Source organism: Methylobacterium sp. (assembly GCF_019745455.1).
Lineage (GTDB): Bacteria > Pseudomonadota > Alphaproteobacteria > Rhizobiales > Beijerinckiaceae > Methylobacterium.
The window spans coordinates 18,502-33,568 of record NZ_JAIETD010000079.1 but is presented as its reverse complement, the minus strand read 5'-3'; the positions used below and the strand labels follow the sequence as shown (position 1 = coordinate 33,568).

At 64.9% G+C, this 15,067-nt stretch carries 18 protein-coding genes and 1 pseudogene; 5 read left to right on the top strand and 14 right to left on the bottom strand.

The window, feature by feature from the left end; all coding sequences use genetic code 11:
- Nucleotides 1-34 precede the first annotated feature (34 nt).
- Complete coding sequence (locus tag K2Y56_RS16800) at nucleotides 35-1,021, top strand: heparan-alpha-glucosaminide N-acetyltransferase (RefSeq protein WP_292509935.1); 987 nt, start codon at nucleotides 35-37, stop codon at nucleotides 1,019-1,021.
- 8 nt (nucleotides 1,022-1,029) lie between these two features.
- Here K2Y56_RS16800 and efp read toward each other — a convergent pair whose 3' ends face one another.
- Nucleotides 1,030-1,596: an elongation factor P gene (gene efp / locus K2Y56_RS16795; protein ID WP_292509932.1), complete on the bottom strand. Its 567-nt coding sequence runs from the start codon at nucleotides 1,594-1,596 to the stop codon at nucleotides 1,030-1,032.
- Nucleotides 1,597-2,016: 420 nt separating this feature from the next.
- On the opposite strand from efp, the gene epmA reads away from it, so the two are divergent.
- From epmA to K2Y56_RS16780, 3 genes are all read left to right on the top strand, one after another.
- Entirely contained in the window at nucleotides 2,017-3,072 is a 1,056-nt protein-coding gene (gene epmA, locus K2Y56_RS16790; RefSeq protein WP_292509929.1) for an EF-P lysine aminoacylase EpmA, read from the top strand.
- Nucleotides 3,069-4,121 carry a lysine-2,3-aminomutase-like protein gene (locus K2Y56_RS16785; protein ID WP_292509926.1) on the top strand — a complete coding sequence of 351 codons (1,053 nt, stop codon included), beginning with the start codon at nucleotides 3,069-3,071 and terminating at the stop codon, nucleotides 4,119-4,121. The genes epmA and K2Y56_RS16785 overlap by 4 nt, the downstream gene beginning before the upstream one ends.
- A gap of 232 nt (nucleotides 4,122-4,353) precedes the next feature.
- The gene (locus tag K2Y56_RS16780) at nucleotides 4,354-5,172 is read left to right on the top strand and encodes a YdcF family protein (protein WP_292509923.1); all 819 of its coding nucleotides are present in this window, start codon (nucleotides 4,354-4,356) and stop codon (nucleotides 5,170-5,172) included.
- Here the strand turns inward: K2Y56_RS16780 and K2Y56_RS16775 are convergent.
- The 13 genes and pseudogenes from K2Y56_RS16775 to K2Y56_RS16720 all read right to left on the bottom strand — a co-directional run bounded on the left by K2Y56_RS16775 (nucleotide 5,121) and on the right by K2Y56_RS16720 (nucleotide 13,960).
- On the bottom strand, nucleotides 5,121-5,423 hold the full coding sequence (locus K2Y56_RS16775) for a DUF3253 domain-containing protein (protein WP_292509920.1): 303 nt from the start codon (nucleotides 5,421-5,423) through the stop codon (nucleotides 5,121-5,123). The two genes, K2Y56_RS16780 and K2Y56_RS16775, sit on opposite strands and share 52 nt — an antisense overlap.
- Complete coding sequence (locus tag K2Y56_RS16770) at nucleotides 5,420-6,154, bottom strand: DUF599 domain-containing protein (RefSeq protein ID WP_292509919.1); 735 nt, start codon at nucleotides 6,152-6,154, stop codon at nucleotides 5,420-5,422. Before K2Y56_RS16770 ends, K2Y56_RS16775 begins: the two co-directional genes overlap by 4 nt.
- Nucleotides 6,155-6,296: 142 nt before the next feature.
- Nucleotides 6,297-6,584: an acylphosphatase gene (locus K2Y56_RS16765; RefSeq protein WP_292509916.1), complete on the bottom strand. Its 288-nt coding sequence runs from the start codon at nucleotides 6,582-6,584 to the stop codon at nucleotides 6,297-6,299.
- A gap of 17 nt (nucleotides 6,585-6,601) precedes the next feature.
- Nucleotides 6,602-7,030 (bottom strand): gamma-glutamylcyclotransferase family protein, encoded by a 429-nt coding sequence (locus tag K2Y56_RS16760; protein WP_292509913.1) that lies wholly within the window; start codon nucleotides 7,028-7,030, stop codon nucleotides 6,602-6,604.
- Nucleotides 7,031-7,060: 30 nt separating this feature from the next.
- Nucleotides 7,061-7,183 (bottom strand): hypothetical protein, encoded by a 123-nt coding sequence (locus tag K2Y56_RS16755; RefSeq protein ID WP_292509910.1) that lies wholly within the window; start codon nucleotides 7,181-7,183, stop codon nucleotides 7,061-7,063.
- Entirely contained in the window at nucleotides 7,180-7,410 is a 231-nt protein-coding gene (locus K2Y56_RS16750; protein WP_292509907.1) for a hypothetical protein, read from the bottom strand. The genes K2Y56_RS16755 and K2Y56_RS16750 overlap by 4 nt, the downstream gene beginning before the upstream one ends.
- Nucleotides 7,407-9,410, bottom strand: coding sequence for an acetyl/propionyl/methylcrotonyl-CoA carboxylase subunit alpha (locus K2Y56_RS16745; RefSeq protein ID WP_292509904.1), 2,004 nt, complete (start codon nucleotides 9,408-9,410; stop codon nucleotides 7,407-7,409). Before K2Y56_RS16745 ends, K2Y56_RS16750 begins: the two co-directional genes overlap by 4 nt.
- Nucleotides 9,411-9,516: 106 nt before the next feature.
- Nucleotides 9,517-10,755 (bottom strand): GGDEF domain-containing protein, encoded by a 1,239-nt coding sequence (locus K2Y56_RS16740; protein WP_292509902.1) that lies wholly within the window; start codon nucleotides 10,753-10,755, stop codon nucleotides 9,517-9,519.
- Between the two features lie 500 nt (nucleotides 10,756-11,255).
- Nucleotides 11,256-11,573, bottom strand: a complete 318-nt coding sequence (locus K2Y56_RS16735) for a diguanylate cyclase (protein WP_292509900.1) — start codon at nucleotides 11,571-11,573, stop codon at nucleotides 11,256-11,258.
- Between the two features lie 28 nt (nucleotides 11,574-11,601).
- Nucleotides 11,602-11,742 (bottom strand): annotated as a pseudogene (locus K2Y56_RS26520) (diguanylate cyclase); the annotation flags it as partial.
- 10 nt (nucleotides 11,743-11,752) lie between these two features.
- Nucleotides 11,753-12,016 carry a hypothetical protein gene (locus K2Y56_RS16730; protein ID WP_292509897.1) on the bottom strand — a complete coding sequence of 88 codons (264 nt, stop codon included), beginning with the start codon at nucleotides 12,014-12,016 and terminating at the stop codon, nucleotides 11,753-11,755.
- Nucleotides 12,017-12,696: 680 nt separating this feature from the next.
- Entirely contained in the window at nucleotides 12,697-13,137 is a 441-nt protein-coding gene (locus K2Y56_RS16725) for a hypothetical protein (protein WP_292509895.1), read from the bottom strand.
- Between the two features lie 181 nt (nucleotides 13,138-13,318).
- On the bottom strand, nucleotides 13,319-13,960 hold the full coding sequence (locus K2Y56_RS16720) for a L,D-transpeptidase (RefSeq protein WP_292509893.1): 642 nt from the start codon (nucleotides 13,958-13,960) through the stop codon (nucleotides 13,319-13,321).
- A gap of 176 nt (nucleotides 13,961-14,136) precedes the next feature.
- Here K2Y56_RS16720 and K2Y56_RS16715 point away from each other — a divergent pair, with 176 nt between their 5' ends.
- Entirely contained in the window at nucleotides 14,137-15,066 is a 930-nt protein-coding gene (locus K2Y56_RS16715; RefSeq protein WP_292509890.1) for a histone deacetylase family protein, read from the top strand.
- The last annotated feature ends 1 nt before the right edge of the window (nucleotide 15,067 follow it).

The window sequence follows — 15,067 nt, the reverse complement described above, 5'->3', positions numbered from 1 at the left end:
TCGCGCGGTCCATGGATCGATGCTAGGGCGCGCCATGATCTCCGCCCCTTCCGAGTCCGAGAACGCTCCCCGGCGGAGGCAGCGATTCGGCGCTCTCGACGTCGTGCGCGGTGTCGCGCTCGCCGCCATGGCGGCCTACCACACCGTCTGGGACCTCGGTTACCTTCGCCTGACGCCGGAGAATTACGCTCTGATGCCGGCCGGCAAGCTCGCGGCCCATCTCATCGCCGGCACGTTCCTGTTCCTCGTCGGCATCGGGCTGGTGCTGATGAACCGCGACGGCATCCGCTGGCGGCCGTTTCTCCTGCGGCTCGTTCGCATCGGGGGCGCCGCGCTCGCGATCACCGGGGCGACCTGGTTCGCCTTTCCCGACAGCTACATCTTTTTCGGCATCCTGCACGGGATCGCTCTGTCGAGCGTGCTGGCCCTGCCATTCCTGTTCCTGCCGCCCCTCGTCACGGCGGCTTTCGGCGTCCTGGTAGTGGCCGCGCCCCATTTCGTCACGGCGGATATCCTCGATGCGCCGGCACTCGCCTTCCTGGGCCTCGGCCGCACGGTGCCGCAGACCAACGATTACGTGCCGCTGTTCCCCTGGTTCGGCCCGGTCCTCTTCGGCATCGCGGCCGCCCGCCTGGCATCAGGCCGGCGTGTCGCCGAGTTGGCCGGTTGGGACGCATCGGGGCGGCTCGCGCGCGGTCTCGCCTTCGCCGGCCGCCACAGCCTCGCGGTCTATCTCGTCCACCAGCCCTTGCTGCTCGCAATGCTGACCGGCCTCGTGATGCTAACCGGACCGCATCCAAAAGCCGGGATGGAATCCTATCGTAAGACCGTCGAACGAAACTGCATCGGCACTGGGGGAGTCGCCGGTTCGTGCCGGGTTGCAGCACGCTGCGTCGTTGAAGCGTTGCGCCGCGAGGGCTTGTGGGCCAACAGGCAGCAGAGCTTCACGCTTGAGGAGCGGGCTAGAGCGATGGCTCTCTGGCAGGGCTGCGCCGACGCGGCAGCGCAACCTCAGCCATAAGATTCTCGTCAGTCCTTGGCGCGCTCCACGTAGGAGCCGTCCTCGGTCATGATCACGACGCGGGTCCCGGCGCTGATATGCGGCGGCACCGCGGTGCGCACGCCGTTCGAGAGGATCGCGGGCTTGTAGGAGGACGAGGCGGTCTGGCCCTTCATGGCCGGCTCTGTCTCGGCGATCTCGAGCACCACGCGCTGGGGCAGTTCGATGGTGAGCGGCACCCCGTTATGGGAGGAGAGCTTCACCGTCATGTTTTCCTGGAGATACGGGGCGGCATCGCCGACCACGTCCTTCGGCACCGCGACCTGCTCGTAGGTCTCCGGGTTCATGAAGTGGTAGCCCTCGCCATCCTCGTACATGAAGGTGTGGTCGCGATCCTCCACGAAGGCGCGTTCCACCGATTCTGTAGTGCGGTAGCGCTCGGAGATCTTCACGCCATCTGTGATGCGGCGCATGTCGAGCTGCGTCACAGGGGTGCCCTTGCCGGGATGGATGTTCTCGATCGTCAGGATGACGTAGAGCTTGCCATCCTTATCGACGACGTTGCCCTTGCGGAGCGAAGAGGCGATCACCTTCACGGGGTCTGGTCCTGTCGTTAACGAAAATGCAAAGCCGGTCCGCGGGCGTTTGCCCGGCGAACAAGATCTCTGCGGGTCGCCACTAACCTATCCGCGTCGCTCTTGCCAGTCGCGGGTGTTTGACGGCAGGGCTTGGAATTCGGTTTAACGGCGCGCAGATCCTCCCTTCGTCTCGGGTCTCGATGACAACCGCTCCGTCATTCCGGGGCTGCGTAGCAGAACCCGGAATCCATAGCCGCCGAGTGTGCCTATCCTGGCTCCGTCGCGGCTATGGATTCCAGGCTCGCCTTCGGCGCCCCGGAATGACCGCGAGAGTGTGGTCTCTGCTGCGCAAGACCCTTCCCGCGGCCCTGTCTTTGGCGGTGTATCCCCGGCCAGGAGAAAGAAACCCATGCGGTTATTGCGCGAGATCGACACGCCATGACCGCCGCCTCCCCCTGGTGGACACGGCAGTCACATGCCGACCGCCGGCCCGTCCTGATGATGCGTGCAAAGGTCGTGGCGGCCCTGCGGGCGCATTTCGCAGCCCAGGACTTCGTGGAAGTCGAGACGGCGGCGCTTCAGGTTTCCCCCGGCAACGAGACGCATCTGCGCGCCTTTTCCACGCAGATCCTGGCGCCGGATGGCAGCTCGGCGCCGCTCCATCTCCACACCTCGCCGGAATTCGGCTGCAAGAAGCTCGTCGCCGCCGGAGAGACCCGGCTCGTCACCGTCGCGCGGGTGTTTCGCAACGGCGAGCGCAGTGCCCTGCACCACCCCGAATTCACGATGCTCGAATGGTATCGGGCCGGCGCGGATTACACCGTGCTGATGCAGGATTGTGCGGACGTGATCGCCCGCTCCGCCGAGGTCGCCGGCACGGGGATTTTGAGCCATCGCGGCCGCGAGGCCGACCCCTTGGCGCCCTTCGACCGGTTGACCCTCGCAGAGGCCTTTGCGCGGTATGCCGGCATCGACCTCTTCGCCAGCATCGCGGCGGATGGAGCGACGGATCGCGATGCCCTCGCTGAAGCCGTGGCAGCCGCAGGGATTCGCGTGGCGCCGGACGACAGCTGGTCGGACCTGTTCAGCCGCGTCCTCGTCGCCCGGATCGAGCCGCATCTCGGGATCGGCCGCCCCGCAATCCTGTACGAATATCCAGCCTGCGAGGCGGCTTTGGCCCGTCGCAGCGCCCGCGACGCGCGCGTCGCAGAGCGTTTCGAGCTCTATGCCTGTGGCGTCGAACTCGCCAACGCCTTCGGCGAACTCACCGACCCGGTGGAGCAGCGCCGCCGCTTCGAGGCCGACATGGCGCTCAAAGCGCGGATCTATGGCGAGGCTTATCCCATCGACGAGGATTTCCTGGCCGCCCTCGCGGCGATGCCGGAGACGAGCGGAATCGCCCTCGGGCTCGACCGCCTCGTCATGCTGCTCGCCGGTGCGCCGAGGATCGAGGACGTGATCTGGACGCCGGTGGCGGATACGCTGCCGCGATGAACCGAACCCTCCGAAGCCCGCGCGACCTCGTCGAAGCGGGACTCGCCGCACCCGCCGACCTTAGCGCACTCGACGGCATTGCGGCGCGCTACGCCGTGGCGGTGACGCCGGACATGGCTGAGCTGATCGTGCCCTTCGATCCCGCCGACCCAATCGGTCTCCAGTTCCTGCCGCAGGCTCGAGAGGCCGAGACGAGGGCCGAGGAGCGGACCGATCCGATCGGCGATACGGCCCACTCTCCCCTCCCCGGCCTCGTCCACCGCTACCCCGATCGGGTGCTCCTGAAGCCGCTCCATGTCTGCCCGGTCTATTGCCGCTTCTGCTTCCGCCGCGAGATGGTCGGTCCCGACGGGCTCGGCAGCCTGACCGAGGCGGAACTCGCCGCGGCCTTCGCTTACATCGCGGCGCATCCCGAGATCTGGGAGGTGGTGGTGACGGGTGGCGACCCCTTTGCGCTCTCGCCTCGTCGCCTTGCACGGATCACCAGTGCACTCGGTGAGATCGACCATGTCCGGGTGCTGCGCTTCCACACGCGCGTTCCGGTGGTCGATCCCGCCTCCGTCGACGAGGCTCTGATCGCAGCACTGAAGGGCTTTGGCCGCGCGGTCTTCGTCGCCCTCCACGCCAACCACCCGCGCGAATTCACGGCGGCCGCCCGCGCGGCCTGCGCGAGGTTCGTCGATGCCGGCATCCCGATGGTGAGCCAGACCGTGCTCCTGCGCGGCGTCAACGACGAGGCCGCCACCCTGGAGGCGCTGATGCGGACGTTCGTCGAGAACCGGATCAAGCCCTACTACCTCCACCACGGCGACCTCGCGCCGGGAACAAGCCACTTTCGCAACAGTCTTACCGAGGGCCGCGCCTTGATGGAGGCGCTGCGGGGCCGGCTCTCGGGACTCGCCCAGCCGACCTACGTCCTCGACATCCCAGGAGGGCACGGAAAGGTGCCGGTGGGGCCTAACTACCTTCGCCAGAATGCCGGCGGCTGGAAAGTGCGCGACCCGCAAGGGGAGGAACATGCCTATCCGCCCGGAGACGACTCGGACTAGGTATTCTGTCGGCCCAATCGGGTCATGTCCCACCCGTCATCCTCATCCTGAGGTGCCGCGCCAGCGGCCTCGAAGGAGGCTTCTAGGACCCGCAGCGCAGCCCGGAGGCCTCCTTCGAGGCCTTCGCTCCGCTGCGGCACCTCAGGATGAGGGAGAGCACGGGGGCACCCGAACCGATCAGGCAAAAACGATTTCGCTCGTCTTTTTTCCTCCAAAAGGCCTGGCTCGTCCGATGTTCTTCCCGCTCTCGAAGCTGATCTTCTTCCTGATCACGCCCTCGAACTTCCTCATCCTCATCACAAGTGCAGGACTATTTCTCCTTCTCGTCGGGCGCCTCCGGCGGACGGCTTTGAATTTCGTCCTTGTCGGCACGATCGGCCTCGCCGCCGCGGGCTTCACGCCGCTCGCCGCCTGGCTCGCCCTTCCTCTGGAGAATCGCTTCCCTCAATTCGTCGACGATGGGGAGCCGGTCACCGGGATCATCGTGCTCGGAGGCGGTGTCGAGACGGGTCTCACCGTGGATCGCCGCCAGATCGGCATGAACGACGCCGGCGAGCGCCAAGTTGCGATGGCCGACCTCGCCAGACGATATCCCGCCAGTCGGGTCGTCTTCTCAGGCGGGAGCGGAAGCCTTTCTGGAGACAGGATTTCGGAGGCAGAGGTCATCAGCCGCTACGCCGATGTCCTTGGCCTTCCGCGGACCCGACTGATCCTGGAAGACCGCTCGCGCAACACGCGCGAAAACGCGGCGTTTACGGCCGACAAGATTCAGCCGAAAGCCGGCGAGCGCTGGCTGCTCGTCACCTCCGCCTGGCACATGCCGCGGGCGATCGGCTGTTTCCGCAAGGCCGGTATCGCGGTGATTGCCTACCCCGTCGACTACCGCACCGGCGGCGTCGCGGACGCCGCGCGCTTCAACAGCTTCGCCTCGACCGGCCTCCTCCTCCTCGACCTCGTCGCCAAGGAATGGGTCGGACTCCTCGCCTACCGGCTCACCAGCTATATCGACGAGGGATTCCCCTCCCCGTCCGGCGGCAGCCCGAGCCTGTAGACGCCGCGGAAATCCTCCGGATCCTCCACCGGCTTGCCCTTGCGAAAGATCGCGATGCGGCCCTGCCGCGTCAGGGCCACGGCGACGCGGCGCACCGGCTGCATCAGCGGGCTCCACTCATCGGGCTGTGCGCCTCCGAGCGCCCGCGCCACCTCCGAGGGACAAATGGTCTTGCCCGCGCCGCGCTCGGCCACCAGGGCCAGCATGGTCTCGGCGATGAGCTCGTCGCTCAGCCGGGTCGGTTTCGTCATGATCTCGCATCCTCCGGCCAGGGATCATCCTCCACGAGCAGGGCCGCCCGGATGTCCGAGGCGAATTGGCGCCGCCACATCACGCAGACGACCCCCGCCGTGGTCGCCATGAGCAGCCAGGGCCCGACGAACCATTCGAGATAGGCCAGAGCGAACAGGAAGGCGCGCTGCCCACGGGCGAAATGACCGCCGGCCGCGACATTCATGGCCGCGGCCCGCCTTGCCGCCCGCTCCATCTCCATCTGGCTCGCGCCCGACCCCTTCGGCGGGACGGCGCCGATGAGGATCGCCGAGTAGTTGAACAGCCGGTAGGCCCAGGCGAACTTGAAGAAGGCATAGACGAAGACCACTGCGAGGCCCGCGACCTTGATCTCCCAGGTCGCTCGCGTGGCGACGCCGCCGAAGGGGAGAGCCCCGAACAGCGTAAGCACGTCGTCGCTCGACCGCGACAGGGTGAGGACGCCGCCGAGGGCGATCAGCGAGGTCGAGGCGAAGAAGGCCGTGCCGTTCTGGAGGGAGGCGTTGATCGTCGTGTCCACCACCCGGTTATCCCGGGCGACGAGCTGGTGCGCCCAGGCCTCGCGCTGCCGGTTCATGATCTGGCTGAGGCTGATGCGCCGCCCGCGCATCCTGCCGACGGCAAGGCCGTAGCCGACCCACATGGTGACGAACACCAGGAGGGCCGCGATATCGATGGGCGAGAAGTCCGTTGCGAGCGTCGCTGGAACCATGATCTCCTCAGTGCCGCATCATATCGGCGACCTGCGCCAAGTCTTTGCCTGATTTCGGTTTTTCCGTCGAGACTGCGGATCGGGATTTCGCACCGTCATCGACTCGCCGATGAGGTCGCGAAGGGCGCTCAGGAACGCGGTTTTAGTCCCTCAGGATCAGGAATCCTGGCGGGGTTTCCTCGCTACGATTCGAGACGGTGACCTCGTCGACGCGGGCCACCGGCGGTCCCTGGCGGCAGGCATCGATCATCTCGGCCACGGCATCCGACGTTCCGGAGAGCACCGCTTCGACGGCCCCGTCCGCCCGGTTGCGGACGTGACCGGACAGGCGGAGCTTCTGCGCCCTGGTCTTCACCCAGGCGCGAAAGCCGACGCCCTGGACGCGTCCCACGACCACCACCGACACGGTTCGCTCGATCCCCGAGGTCATGACTTGCGGAATTCCCTTCAGCGCGTGCGGCGCAGCCAACCTCGGATCTCGCGGAGATAGGGCGGCGGCAGTTGCGCCGCCGCGGCGGCGTCCAGGACCGCTTCCAGATAGCCAGGACGGGGGGTGCCCGACGCGGCGTTTCCGCCCAGATAGATCAGCGCCCGCTTGATGCCGGTCTTCGTCGCTACCGGCTGGGAGGCCTTGACGTAGAGCCCGCCGGCCACGCCTTCGTAGCGGTCGAGAGCCGGCATATCGGCGAGTTTGAGGTCCCACAGCACGCCCCAGACCGTCGCCGAGGGGTCGCGGACGACCGAGGCGTAGCCTTCGCGCATGATGATGAAGCGATGCCGATTGAGCCGGCCCTGCCCGATCAGGATCGAGCCGGGGCAGCGCGCCGCCATGGCGCCGGCATCCATGTTGGCGCCGTAGGCGAAATAGAGGGGCATTCCGTGCTGGTGGGTGAAGTAGCTGGTGCCCTACTTACCCTGCCGATCATCCGAGCGGTGCACGCCTCGCTCATTGGCGAGCATAGCAAGATAAGCTGCCGTCAGGACAACCGCCGGGATCACGAAGGTGACGAAGATCTCGCCGGCATTCATGGCTTCAGGCTCCGCAACACGCGTCTCACGATAGAATGTAAGCCCGCACCAGCGCAAAACCAAACGCTGGCGAAGAACGCCGTGGCGAGGCTCGGAGCCGGGCCGGCCGTGATACCGAAGCTGACTGCAGTGACCGGCGTGACGACGCCGATCACAATGAAGGCCACGGCGATGTTGTTGATCCCCGTGGCCAGCAGCCTGGTCTGCTCGCTATGCGTCGCGTTCACGCAAATTCGAGGATCACCGCGTCAACCGCCAGGCTGTCGCCCTCCTTCGCGGCGATCTTCGACACGGTTGCGTCGCGCTCGGCGCGCAGCACGTTCTCCATCTTCATCGCCTCGACGATGGCGAGGGCCTCGCCGTTCTTCACCTCCTGGCCTTCCTTGACCAGGATCGCCTTGACGAGGCCGGGCATCGGGCAGAGCACCTGCTTGCCCGAGCCGACATTCTCCTTCACCGGCATCAGGGCGGCGAGTTGAGCTTCGCGCCGGGTATAGACCCGAGCCTCGGCCGCCGCTCCGGCATGCTGAAGCGCGACGCCATTCAGGAGGCTGCGGACCTGGATCGCGACGCGGTGGCCGCCGACCTCCCCTGACCAGACCGGCTCGCCGGGGCGCCAGTCGCTCGCCACCGTGAGGACGCTGCCGTCCTCGGCGGTAACGGCGAGCGCGCCTCCGATGGCATCGACCGTCACCGGATAGGACTGGCCTGCGAGGATCACGACGCGGTCGCGCTCGAAATGCAGCAAAGCCGGGTCGCGCATCTGGCCGGAGATGCCGCGCTTGCGCTGATTGAGCTTGTGATCGATCGCCGCCGCGGCTGCCGCCATCCGCTGCGCGATCTCGCCCTGCGGCTCGGGCGCGGCGAAGCCGTCCGGGAACTCTTCGGCAATGAAGCCGGTGGAGAGATTGCCCGAGCGCCAGCGCGGATGCGCCATCAGGGCCGATAGGAACGGAATGTTGTGGCGGATGCCATCGATGGCGAACGCATCGAGAGCCTCAGCCTGCGATTCGATGGCTTGGAGGCGCGTCGGCGCCCAGGTCACGAGCTTGGCGATCATCGGATCATAGTGGATCGCGATCTCGCCGCCTTCCTCGACGCCGGTATCGTTGCGCACGATCGCCTCGCCGAAGGTGCCTTCCTCCGGCGGCCGGTAGGTCGTCAGGCGGCCGATCGAAGGCAGGAAGTTCCGGGTCGGATCCTCGGCATAGACGCGGCTCTCCACCGCCCAGCCATTGAGCTTCACTTCACCTTGGGTCAGCGGAAGCTTTTCGCCCGCGGCAGAGCGGATCATCATCTCGACGAGGTCGAGGCCGGTGATCATTTCGGTGACGGGGTGCTCCACCTGGAGACGGGTGTTCATCTCGAGGAAGTAGAACGACTTGTCCTGGCCGGCGACGAACTCCACCGTGCCGGCGGAATCGTAGGCCACGGCCTTCGCAAGGGCGACGGCCTGCTCGCCCATCTTGCGCCGAGTCTCCTCGTCGAGGAGCGGGCTCGGTGCCTCCTCTATGACTTTCTGGTTCCGGCGCTGAATCGAGCATTCACGCTCGCCAAGGTAGATCACGTTGCCGTGCTTGTCGCCGATCACCTGGATCTCGATGTGGCGCGGGTCGGTAATGAACTTTTCCACGAAGACCCTATCGTCTCCGAAGGACGAGGCGGCTTCCGACTTCGCGCGGGCGAAGCCCTCGGCAACTTCGCTGGACGAATACGCGATGCGCATGCCCTTGCCGCCGCCGCCGGCCGAAGCCTTTATCATGACGGGATAACCGATTTCGTCGGCGATGGTGACGGCGTGCTCGGGGCTGTCGATCACGCCGAGGAAGCCCGGCACGGTCGACACCTGGGCGGCGGACGCGGCTTTCTTCGACTCGATCTTGTCTCCCATCGCGGCAATCGCCCCCGGATTGGGGCCGATGAAGATGATCCCCTCGGCCTCAAGCGCGCGCGGGAACGCCTCGCGCTCGGAAAGGAAGCCGTAACCGGGATGGACTGCCTGCGCCCCCGTCTGCTTGCAGGCGGCAATGATCTTCTCGATGACGAGATAGGACTGCGATGCCGCCGGAGGGCCGATATGCACGGCCTCGTCCGCCATCGCGACATGAACGGCGTCGCGGTCGGCGTCGGAATAGACGGCCACCGTCTTGATGCCCATCCGCCGGGCCGTCTTGATGATGCGGCAGGCGATCTCGCCCCGGTTGGCAATCAGGATCTTCTCGAACATCGGGCCGTGCACTCTGGTCGGTCAGGAAAGGCGGCGGGCGGAATAAGCCCAAGCTCGTTCCCGTTAAAGCAGTTGCGCGGCTTCGGAAAGCTACGGCTCCTCATCGTCAGGCGCAGAGGCGGTCGCCCGCTCTGGGTTCTGGCTCCGGACGTTCGGCAGCGAGCGGAGTCAAAGCGGTCACCGTCTGGTTCCGTCCGCGCGACTTCGCTTGGTAGAGCGCGGAGTCGGCGCGGCCGATCAAGATGGCGAGGCTCTCGAGCCCGCCGCCCGGGAGAGCGAGCGCTGCCCCAGCGCTCACTGTTACGATCCCACCTTGCCCCAAGCCGGGATTGGAGAGCGACATCGCCTCGATCGAGGCTCGAAGCGCGTCCGCAAGTTGACCAAGGTTCTCCGCCGTGGCGTCGGGGATGATGCAGATGAATTCCTCCCCACCATAACGGGCTGCCATTCCGTTGTTCGTCAGGCAGGCTCGGATTGCGCCGGCCACTGCCGCAAGGCAGCGGTCGCCCGAAGCATGTCCAGCCGTGTCGTTCAGGCATTTGAAGTGATCGATGTCGAGCATCACGATCCCGATGCTCGGCGGGTTGACGCCTGGCTGAAGCCATAACCGTGCGGCAGCTTCCTCGAAGGCCCGCCTGTTGGGCAGGCCCGTCAGGGCGTCGGTCGTGGCCAGGACGGCGAGGCGAAGGTTGGCATCTTCGAGTGCGCGGCCCTGCAGGAGATCTCTCAGCGTGAGCAAGAATGCGTGCTGAAGCAGTGTGTTGATGCTGTTCCGCGCGGGAATCAAGCACCCGGTGACCAGTGCAAAGGCCGTCGCGTAGACGAGGATTTCCCTTGTCCCGCGGATCGGATCGAGAAGCCCGAACCCGGTATAGGCGGCGACTGCGGTAATGGCTCCGATAACCGTCCAGGCAAGGGTAACGGGAAAGATGACGATGGCTGTCGTGCTCGCGAAAAGGACGACCCCGAGATTGTCGTGAAGGCGAAGGCCCCCTGCATACACGCCGAGAACGCCGCCCGCGGTCATCAAGGCGATGATGGCGATCGGAACAGTAAGGCCTTCGATCCAGGACGAGCGCGGCCGACTCCACACGTGGGCCAGCGCCGCGTGCAGAATAGGAATGAAGATCGCCAGCATGAGGAGCGATTCCCGAAGAAGCTCCCTGTGCAGGACGCAGTTAAGCCCGCTGACGCCGACGCTAACGATCGATACCCATCCGAGCCAGGATCGGGCGATCCTCTTCCGCTGGCCCCAGCTTGTCGCAAGGTAGAGGTCGCGAAGGCTGTTCGAAAGGACGATGTCACGGGCACGGCCGCGAAGCATGACTTCGACGTCTTCGAGCAACGCGGTGCGTCCGACTTCATCCAGCCCGTCGACAGAGTCGGAAAGTCGAGCCCGAGCCGGTCCTGTCTGCGATATCCGCCGAATCTTTCTCAAAGGAAATAGCTCTTACACTCGGGCGCGAACCAGCGCGCTCGTCATCGGAACTGTATGTCACCCCATACGCATTAAGATTCGTCTAATTTCCAACGCAGCAAAGAAACATGACATACAGGTCGAAAGTTTCAATTGGATCAGGCAATTATGCATCGCCCATCAAGTAGATCTCTGATCTGGCACTTTACTTTATCGATATTGCAACGACATTGCCGATGATAAATGATCTGATTTGACAGATCCTGAAGCTAAGATATTTAGTCTTCAAGTCTATAAATTTCTCACCGCCGGGATGTTAGGTCCGGCACAACGGAACACGCATGCAGCTATTCCTGCACGGTACGATGCATCGGTCAGCGACATGGTTTGCTACATATGCGGTCAGGCGGACGTTGGCTTCTTCCATCTTACGCGCAGATCGCTTCGGTTGCGGCTTTTGCCAAAGCCGTGCCGGATGAGGTTTCGCAGGCGGCCGCGATGCGGTTTTGTCCGCTCCCCTTGACCCGAAAGAGGGCGGCTTTCGCAGCGCGGACGAGTCCGGCCAAGTTCTCGAGCTGACGATCCGTCGGGGCGACGGAAACGCCAATGTTCACGGTCACGGAGCGGCCGATTTCCGTACTGGGACCGGACAGCGCTTCCATGGCGACACGAAGTTCCTCCGCCAGCCGCTGGACGCCGCGAGGCGTGGCATGGCTGAGGATGCAGATGACTTCTCCCCGCCGCATCGCGCGCAGAGGCTCCCCTCCGGCATGATCCGCGCGATCTCTCTCGCACTGCCGAGGGGCATTGGTTGCCGAAGGCATGACCGGCGGTGTCGTTGAGGCGCTCGAAATGGTCGATGTCGAACAGGAGGACCCCGAGGCTGCGCGGCGGATCGGATGAGTCGGCCCAGAGACGCCCGGATTTATTCGTAAGCGCGCCAAGGCGGGACCCGTAAGCGGGTCGATATTTGCGAGAACCCCAAGCCGCCTATTCGCCTTGGCCAATGCCCGGTCTGCAGAGTACTGCGCTGATTGGGCAGGAAACTATGCTGCTGAATGATATTCATCGTACGGCGCGACAGTACGAGTGCGCCGAGCACGAACACGAGGAAGAGACGGAACGAGAAGATGGCATTCACGGGTGAGGCCGGATCGAACAGGCCCAGGATGAGATAGAACACCAGCACGGTCGCTGTCCCGACAATGCTTCAAGTCAGCGTGACTGAAAATATGACGTTCGGGGTGGACGCTGCCAGCACGTCCGAGGCCGTATATTGATGCGGCCCGGGCCCGCTGCCTGCCAGCACGCCCGTGCACCGCCAATGACCATGATCGTCAAAATTGCGAGCATCAGGGTAAGGCCTTCGGCCCAATCACGATGAGACCGGGACCACATCCAGATCAGACCGGGGAAGGCGACGAGAAGAAATGGTCCTTGTACGATCAGGGATCGTCATCAGGAGCGAAGGATCGTAGAGCCAATCGAGGGCCCTCATCGGTATGATGAGAAGCATCGCCCAGGTCAGCTAGCCCGTGACGATCCGGCTGCGCTGATGCCAACTTGTCTGACGGTAGAAGCTGTGCTGCCTGGGTGTCAGAACAAGGTCCCTGATCCAACCCGAAAGCGTATCATCCACCTCCTCCGACAAGGCCCTACGATAAATGTCGTCAAGATGCCAAGGATTGACGCCCATCGCGCCGGGCCCCTCGGTAGCATTGTGGCTTCGGATGGGAGAGCAAAGTCGATAGACGCGCGAATGTTTCAGATGTTTTCAGAACAAATGTCTTGAGTTCACAGCATGAATTAAAGAAGACTTAAACTCTCCTCTCCCGGACCGCTTCGAGCGGACAGACGCCACGATTGATTTCAAGCGGCCAACGCCGGGACGTCATGACCGATCTCGGCATCGCGGCGCTGCGCGCGAACCGCGAGCGCAAAGGCAATGAAATGCTCGTCGCTCGTCTGCGCTTCCTGGACGACGGCGAAGGCGATGCGGGCCGCAACGGGGCTGGGTCCGGAACCGGCTCCGAGAGAGGCGGCGAGCCATCTGGCGATGTCCGTGTCGACATAGCCGGTGGGACGTTCGCCCCAGACGGCGAAGTCCACCACGAGGGCGACGACGAGATCTGCGAAACCGACCGCCTCGTGGCAAACCGCACGGTCCAGGGCGATCAGCAGGTCGGCGTCGTCGCGGCAGGCGATTCCGTCGGCGAGAATGTCCTCGGCGAGTTCGCGCACGTCGCGGTGGGTGATGCGGCCTGCTGCAACGATACGGTTACAGAAAAGCTGAAGCGAAGAGTTGACCATTGGTTGATGCCTCCCCGGCTTTACTTTGCGCCGGAACTTGCCCCTGTCTGAACTCGACTATGGGCGGACAGCATCATTCGATCGGTTAACGGCAAGATCTGAACGTGTGTTCAGGTTAAAGCCTGCTCACGAAGCACGCTTTCGAAGATATGACCGAGATGGGTCCATGGCGCAGCGATCGTCAGCGGACCACGACCTTCGTGCCGATCGGTACGCGGTCGTACAGGTCGACGACGTCCTCGTTGAGCATGCGAATGCAGCCGGAGGAAACGGCCTGCCCAATCTTATCCGGCTCGTTCGTGCCGTGGATCCGGAACAGCGTGTCCTTCTTGCCTTCCGCGAGATAGAGCGCGCGCGCCCCGATAGGGCTTGTCGGCCCGCCTTCTAGGCGCTTGGGCAGGTCGGGTCGGCGCGCCAGCATCTCCGGCGGCGGGTTCCAGTCCGGCCATTCACTCTTGCGGTCGATATTGGCAGTTCCGGCCCATGCCATGCCGGCATTGCCGACCGCCACCGGGTAGCGCATCGCCTTACCGTCCGGCATCACGTAGTAGAGCCGCCGCTCCTTGGTGACGACCACGATGGTCCCGGGCGCTTCCTTCGTCGGATTGTCGACGACGATGCGGGCGATCTTCGGATCGACCTCGGCCTTGGGCGCGAGCTTCATCCATTCCTTGTCGCGCGCTTCCGGCGAGAGCGGGATGGCCGCTGCGGCGGAACCCGCAGCGACCTGAACCGGTGGCGGCGTCTGCGCGGTCCGCGTGTTGCAGCCGGCGAGCAGTGCTGCGAGCAGGGAGCCGGCCAGAATTGATCTATGGGAGCGCATGGACGAGCCTGTTAGCGACCCGTCATCAGGTTGAAAGAACCGTGTTCGGCGGGATTAAAACGAGCTTAACCTGCGAGGCGCGCAGGGCGTAGGGTTGTGGCCCCGAACCGTGGCGCAATTGCCAGCGTTGTTGCGGCTGGGTGACAGAGCGGACGTAGCGCCGCCGGGAGGACGCAGTGACGACCTTGTATGTGAGCCACTGCGCCGCCCTCGACCATGCGATGCCGCCAGGACACCCGGAGCGGGCCGACCGAATCCGTGCCATCGAGCGGGTCCTCGAGAACGAGCGCTTCGCCAGCCTCGTCCGCGCGCAGGCGCCGCTCGCCGAGCACGCATTGGTCGCTCTCGCCCACCCCTCGGATTTCGTTCGGGCCATCGTCGAGAGGTCGCCACGCGAGGGCTTCGTCCAGATCGATTCCGACACACTGATGTCGCCCGGCACGCTGGAGGCGGCCCTACGGGCCGTGGGAGGTGCCGTCCATTCGGTTGATGCTGTGATGGCTCGAGACTGCGCCAACGCCTTCGTCGCGATGCGACCGCCTGGTCATCACGCCGAGCGGAACCAATCGATGGGCTTCTGCCTCTTCAATACTGCGGCCATCGCGGTGCGTCACGCCCGCGAAAAGTTCGGCGCGAGTCGCGTCGCCCTCGTCGACTGGGACGTACATCACGGCAACGGCTCGCAGGACATCTTCTGGGACGACCCGGCCGTACTCTATGCCTCCACTCATCAGATGCCGCTCTACCCGGGCACCGGACGCTCCTCGGAGCGAGGCGAACACGACACCATCGTCAACGTTCCGCTAACGGCGGGCGACGACGGGGCCGTGTTCCGCGAGGCCTTCGAGAGCTGCATCCTACCCCGCCTCGACGCCTTCGCTCCCGACCTCATCGTCATCTCGGCCGGCTTCGACGCGCACCACCTCGACCCCCTGGCGAACCTGCGTCTTAACGAGGGCGATTTCGGCTGGGCGACGCGCAAACTCATGGACCTCGCCGACCGCCATGCCGGCGGGCGGCTCGTCTCGATCCTCGAGGGCGGCTACGACCTCACCGGCTTGAGCCGCTCGGTGGCGGCCCATATGGACGCCTTGATGGGACGGTGAG

What these genes read in the sequence shown, in the direction of transcription:
- K2Y56_RS16800 (WP_292509935.1), top strand. Translation starts at nt 35, where the DNA reads ATGATCTCCGCCCCTTCCGAGTCCGAGAACGCTCCCCGGCGGAGGCAG.
- epmA (WP_292509929.1), top strand. Translation starts at nt 2,017, where the DNA reads ATGACCGCCGCCTCCCCCTGGTGGACACGGCAGTCACATGCCGACCGC.
- K2Y56_RS16785 (WP_292509926.1), top strand. Translation starts at nt 3,069, where the DNA reads ATGAACCGAACCCTCCGAAGCCCGCGCGACCTCGTCGAAGCGGGACTC.
- K2Y56_RS16780 (WP_292509923.1), top strand. Translation starts at nt 4,354, where the DNA reads ATGTTCTTCCCGCTCTCGAAGCTGATCTTCTTCCTGATCACGCCCTCG.
- K2Y56_RS16775 (WP_292509920.1), bottom strand. Translation starts at nt 5,423, where the DNA reads ATGACGAAACCGACCCGGCTGAGCGACGAGCTCATCGCCGAGACCATG.
- K2Y56_RS16770 (WP_292509919.1), bottom strand. Translation starts at nt 6,154, where the DNA reads ATGGTTCCAGCGACGCTCGCAACGGACTTCTCGCCCATCGATATCGCG.
- K2Y56_RS16765 (WP_292509916.1), bottom strand. Translation starts at nt 6,584, where the DNA reads ATGACCTCGGGGATCGAGCGAACCGTGTCGGTGGTGGTCGTGGGACGC.
- K2Y56_RS16760 (WP_292509913.1), bottom strand. Translation starts at nt 7,030, where the DNA reads ATGCCCCTCTATTTCGCCTACGGCGCCAACATGGATGCCGGCGCCATG.
- K2Y56_RS16755 (WP_292509910.1), bottom strand. Translation starts at nt 7,183, where the DNA reads ATGAATGCCGGCGAGATCTTCGTCACCTTCGTGATCCCGGCGGTTGTC.
- K2Y56_RS16745 (WP_292509904.1), bottom strand. Translation starts at nt 9,410, where the DNA reads ATGTTCGAGAAGATCCTGATTGCCAACCGGGGCGAGATCGCCTGCCGC.
- K2Y56_RS16735 (WP_292509900.1), bottom strand. Translation starts at nt 11,573, where the DNA reads ATGCGGCGGGGAGAAGTCATCTGCATCCTCAGCCATGCCACGCCTCGC.
- K2Y56_RS16725 (WP_292509895.1), bottom strand. Translation starts at nt 13,137, where the DNA reads ATGGTCAACTCTTCGCTTCAGCTTTTCTGTAACCGTATCGTTGCAGCA.
- K2Y56_RS16720 (WP_292509893.1), bottom strand. Translation starts at nt 13,960, where the DNA reads ATGCGCTCCCATAGATCAATTCTGGCCGGCTCCCTGCTCGCAGCACTG.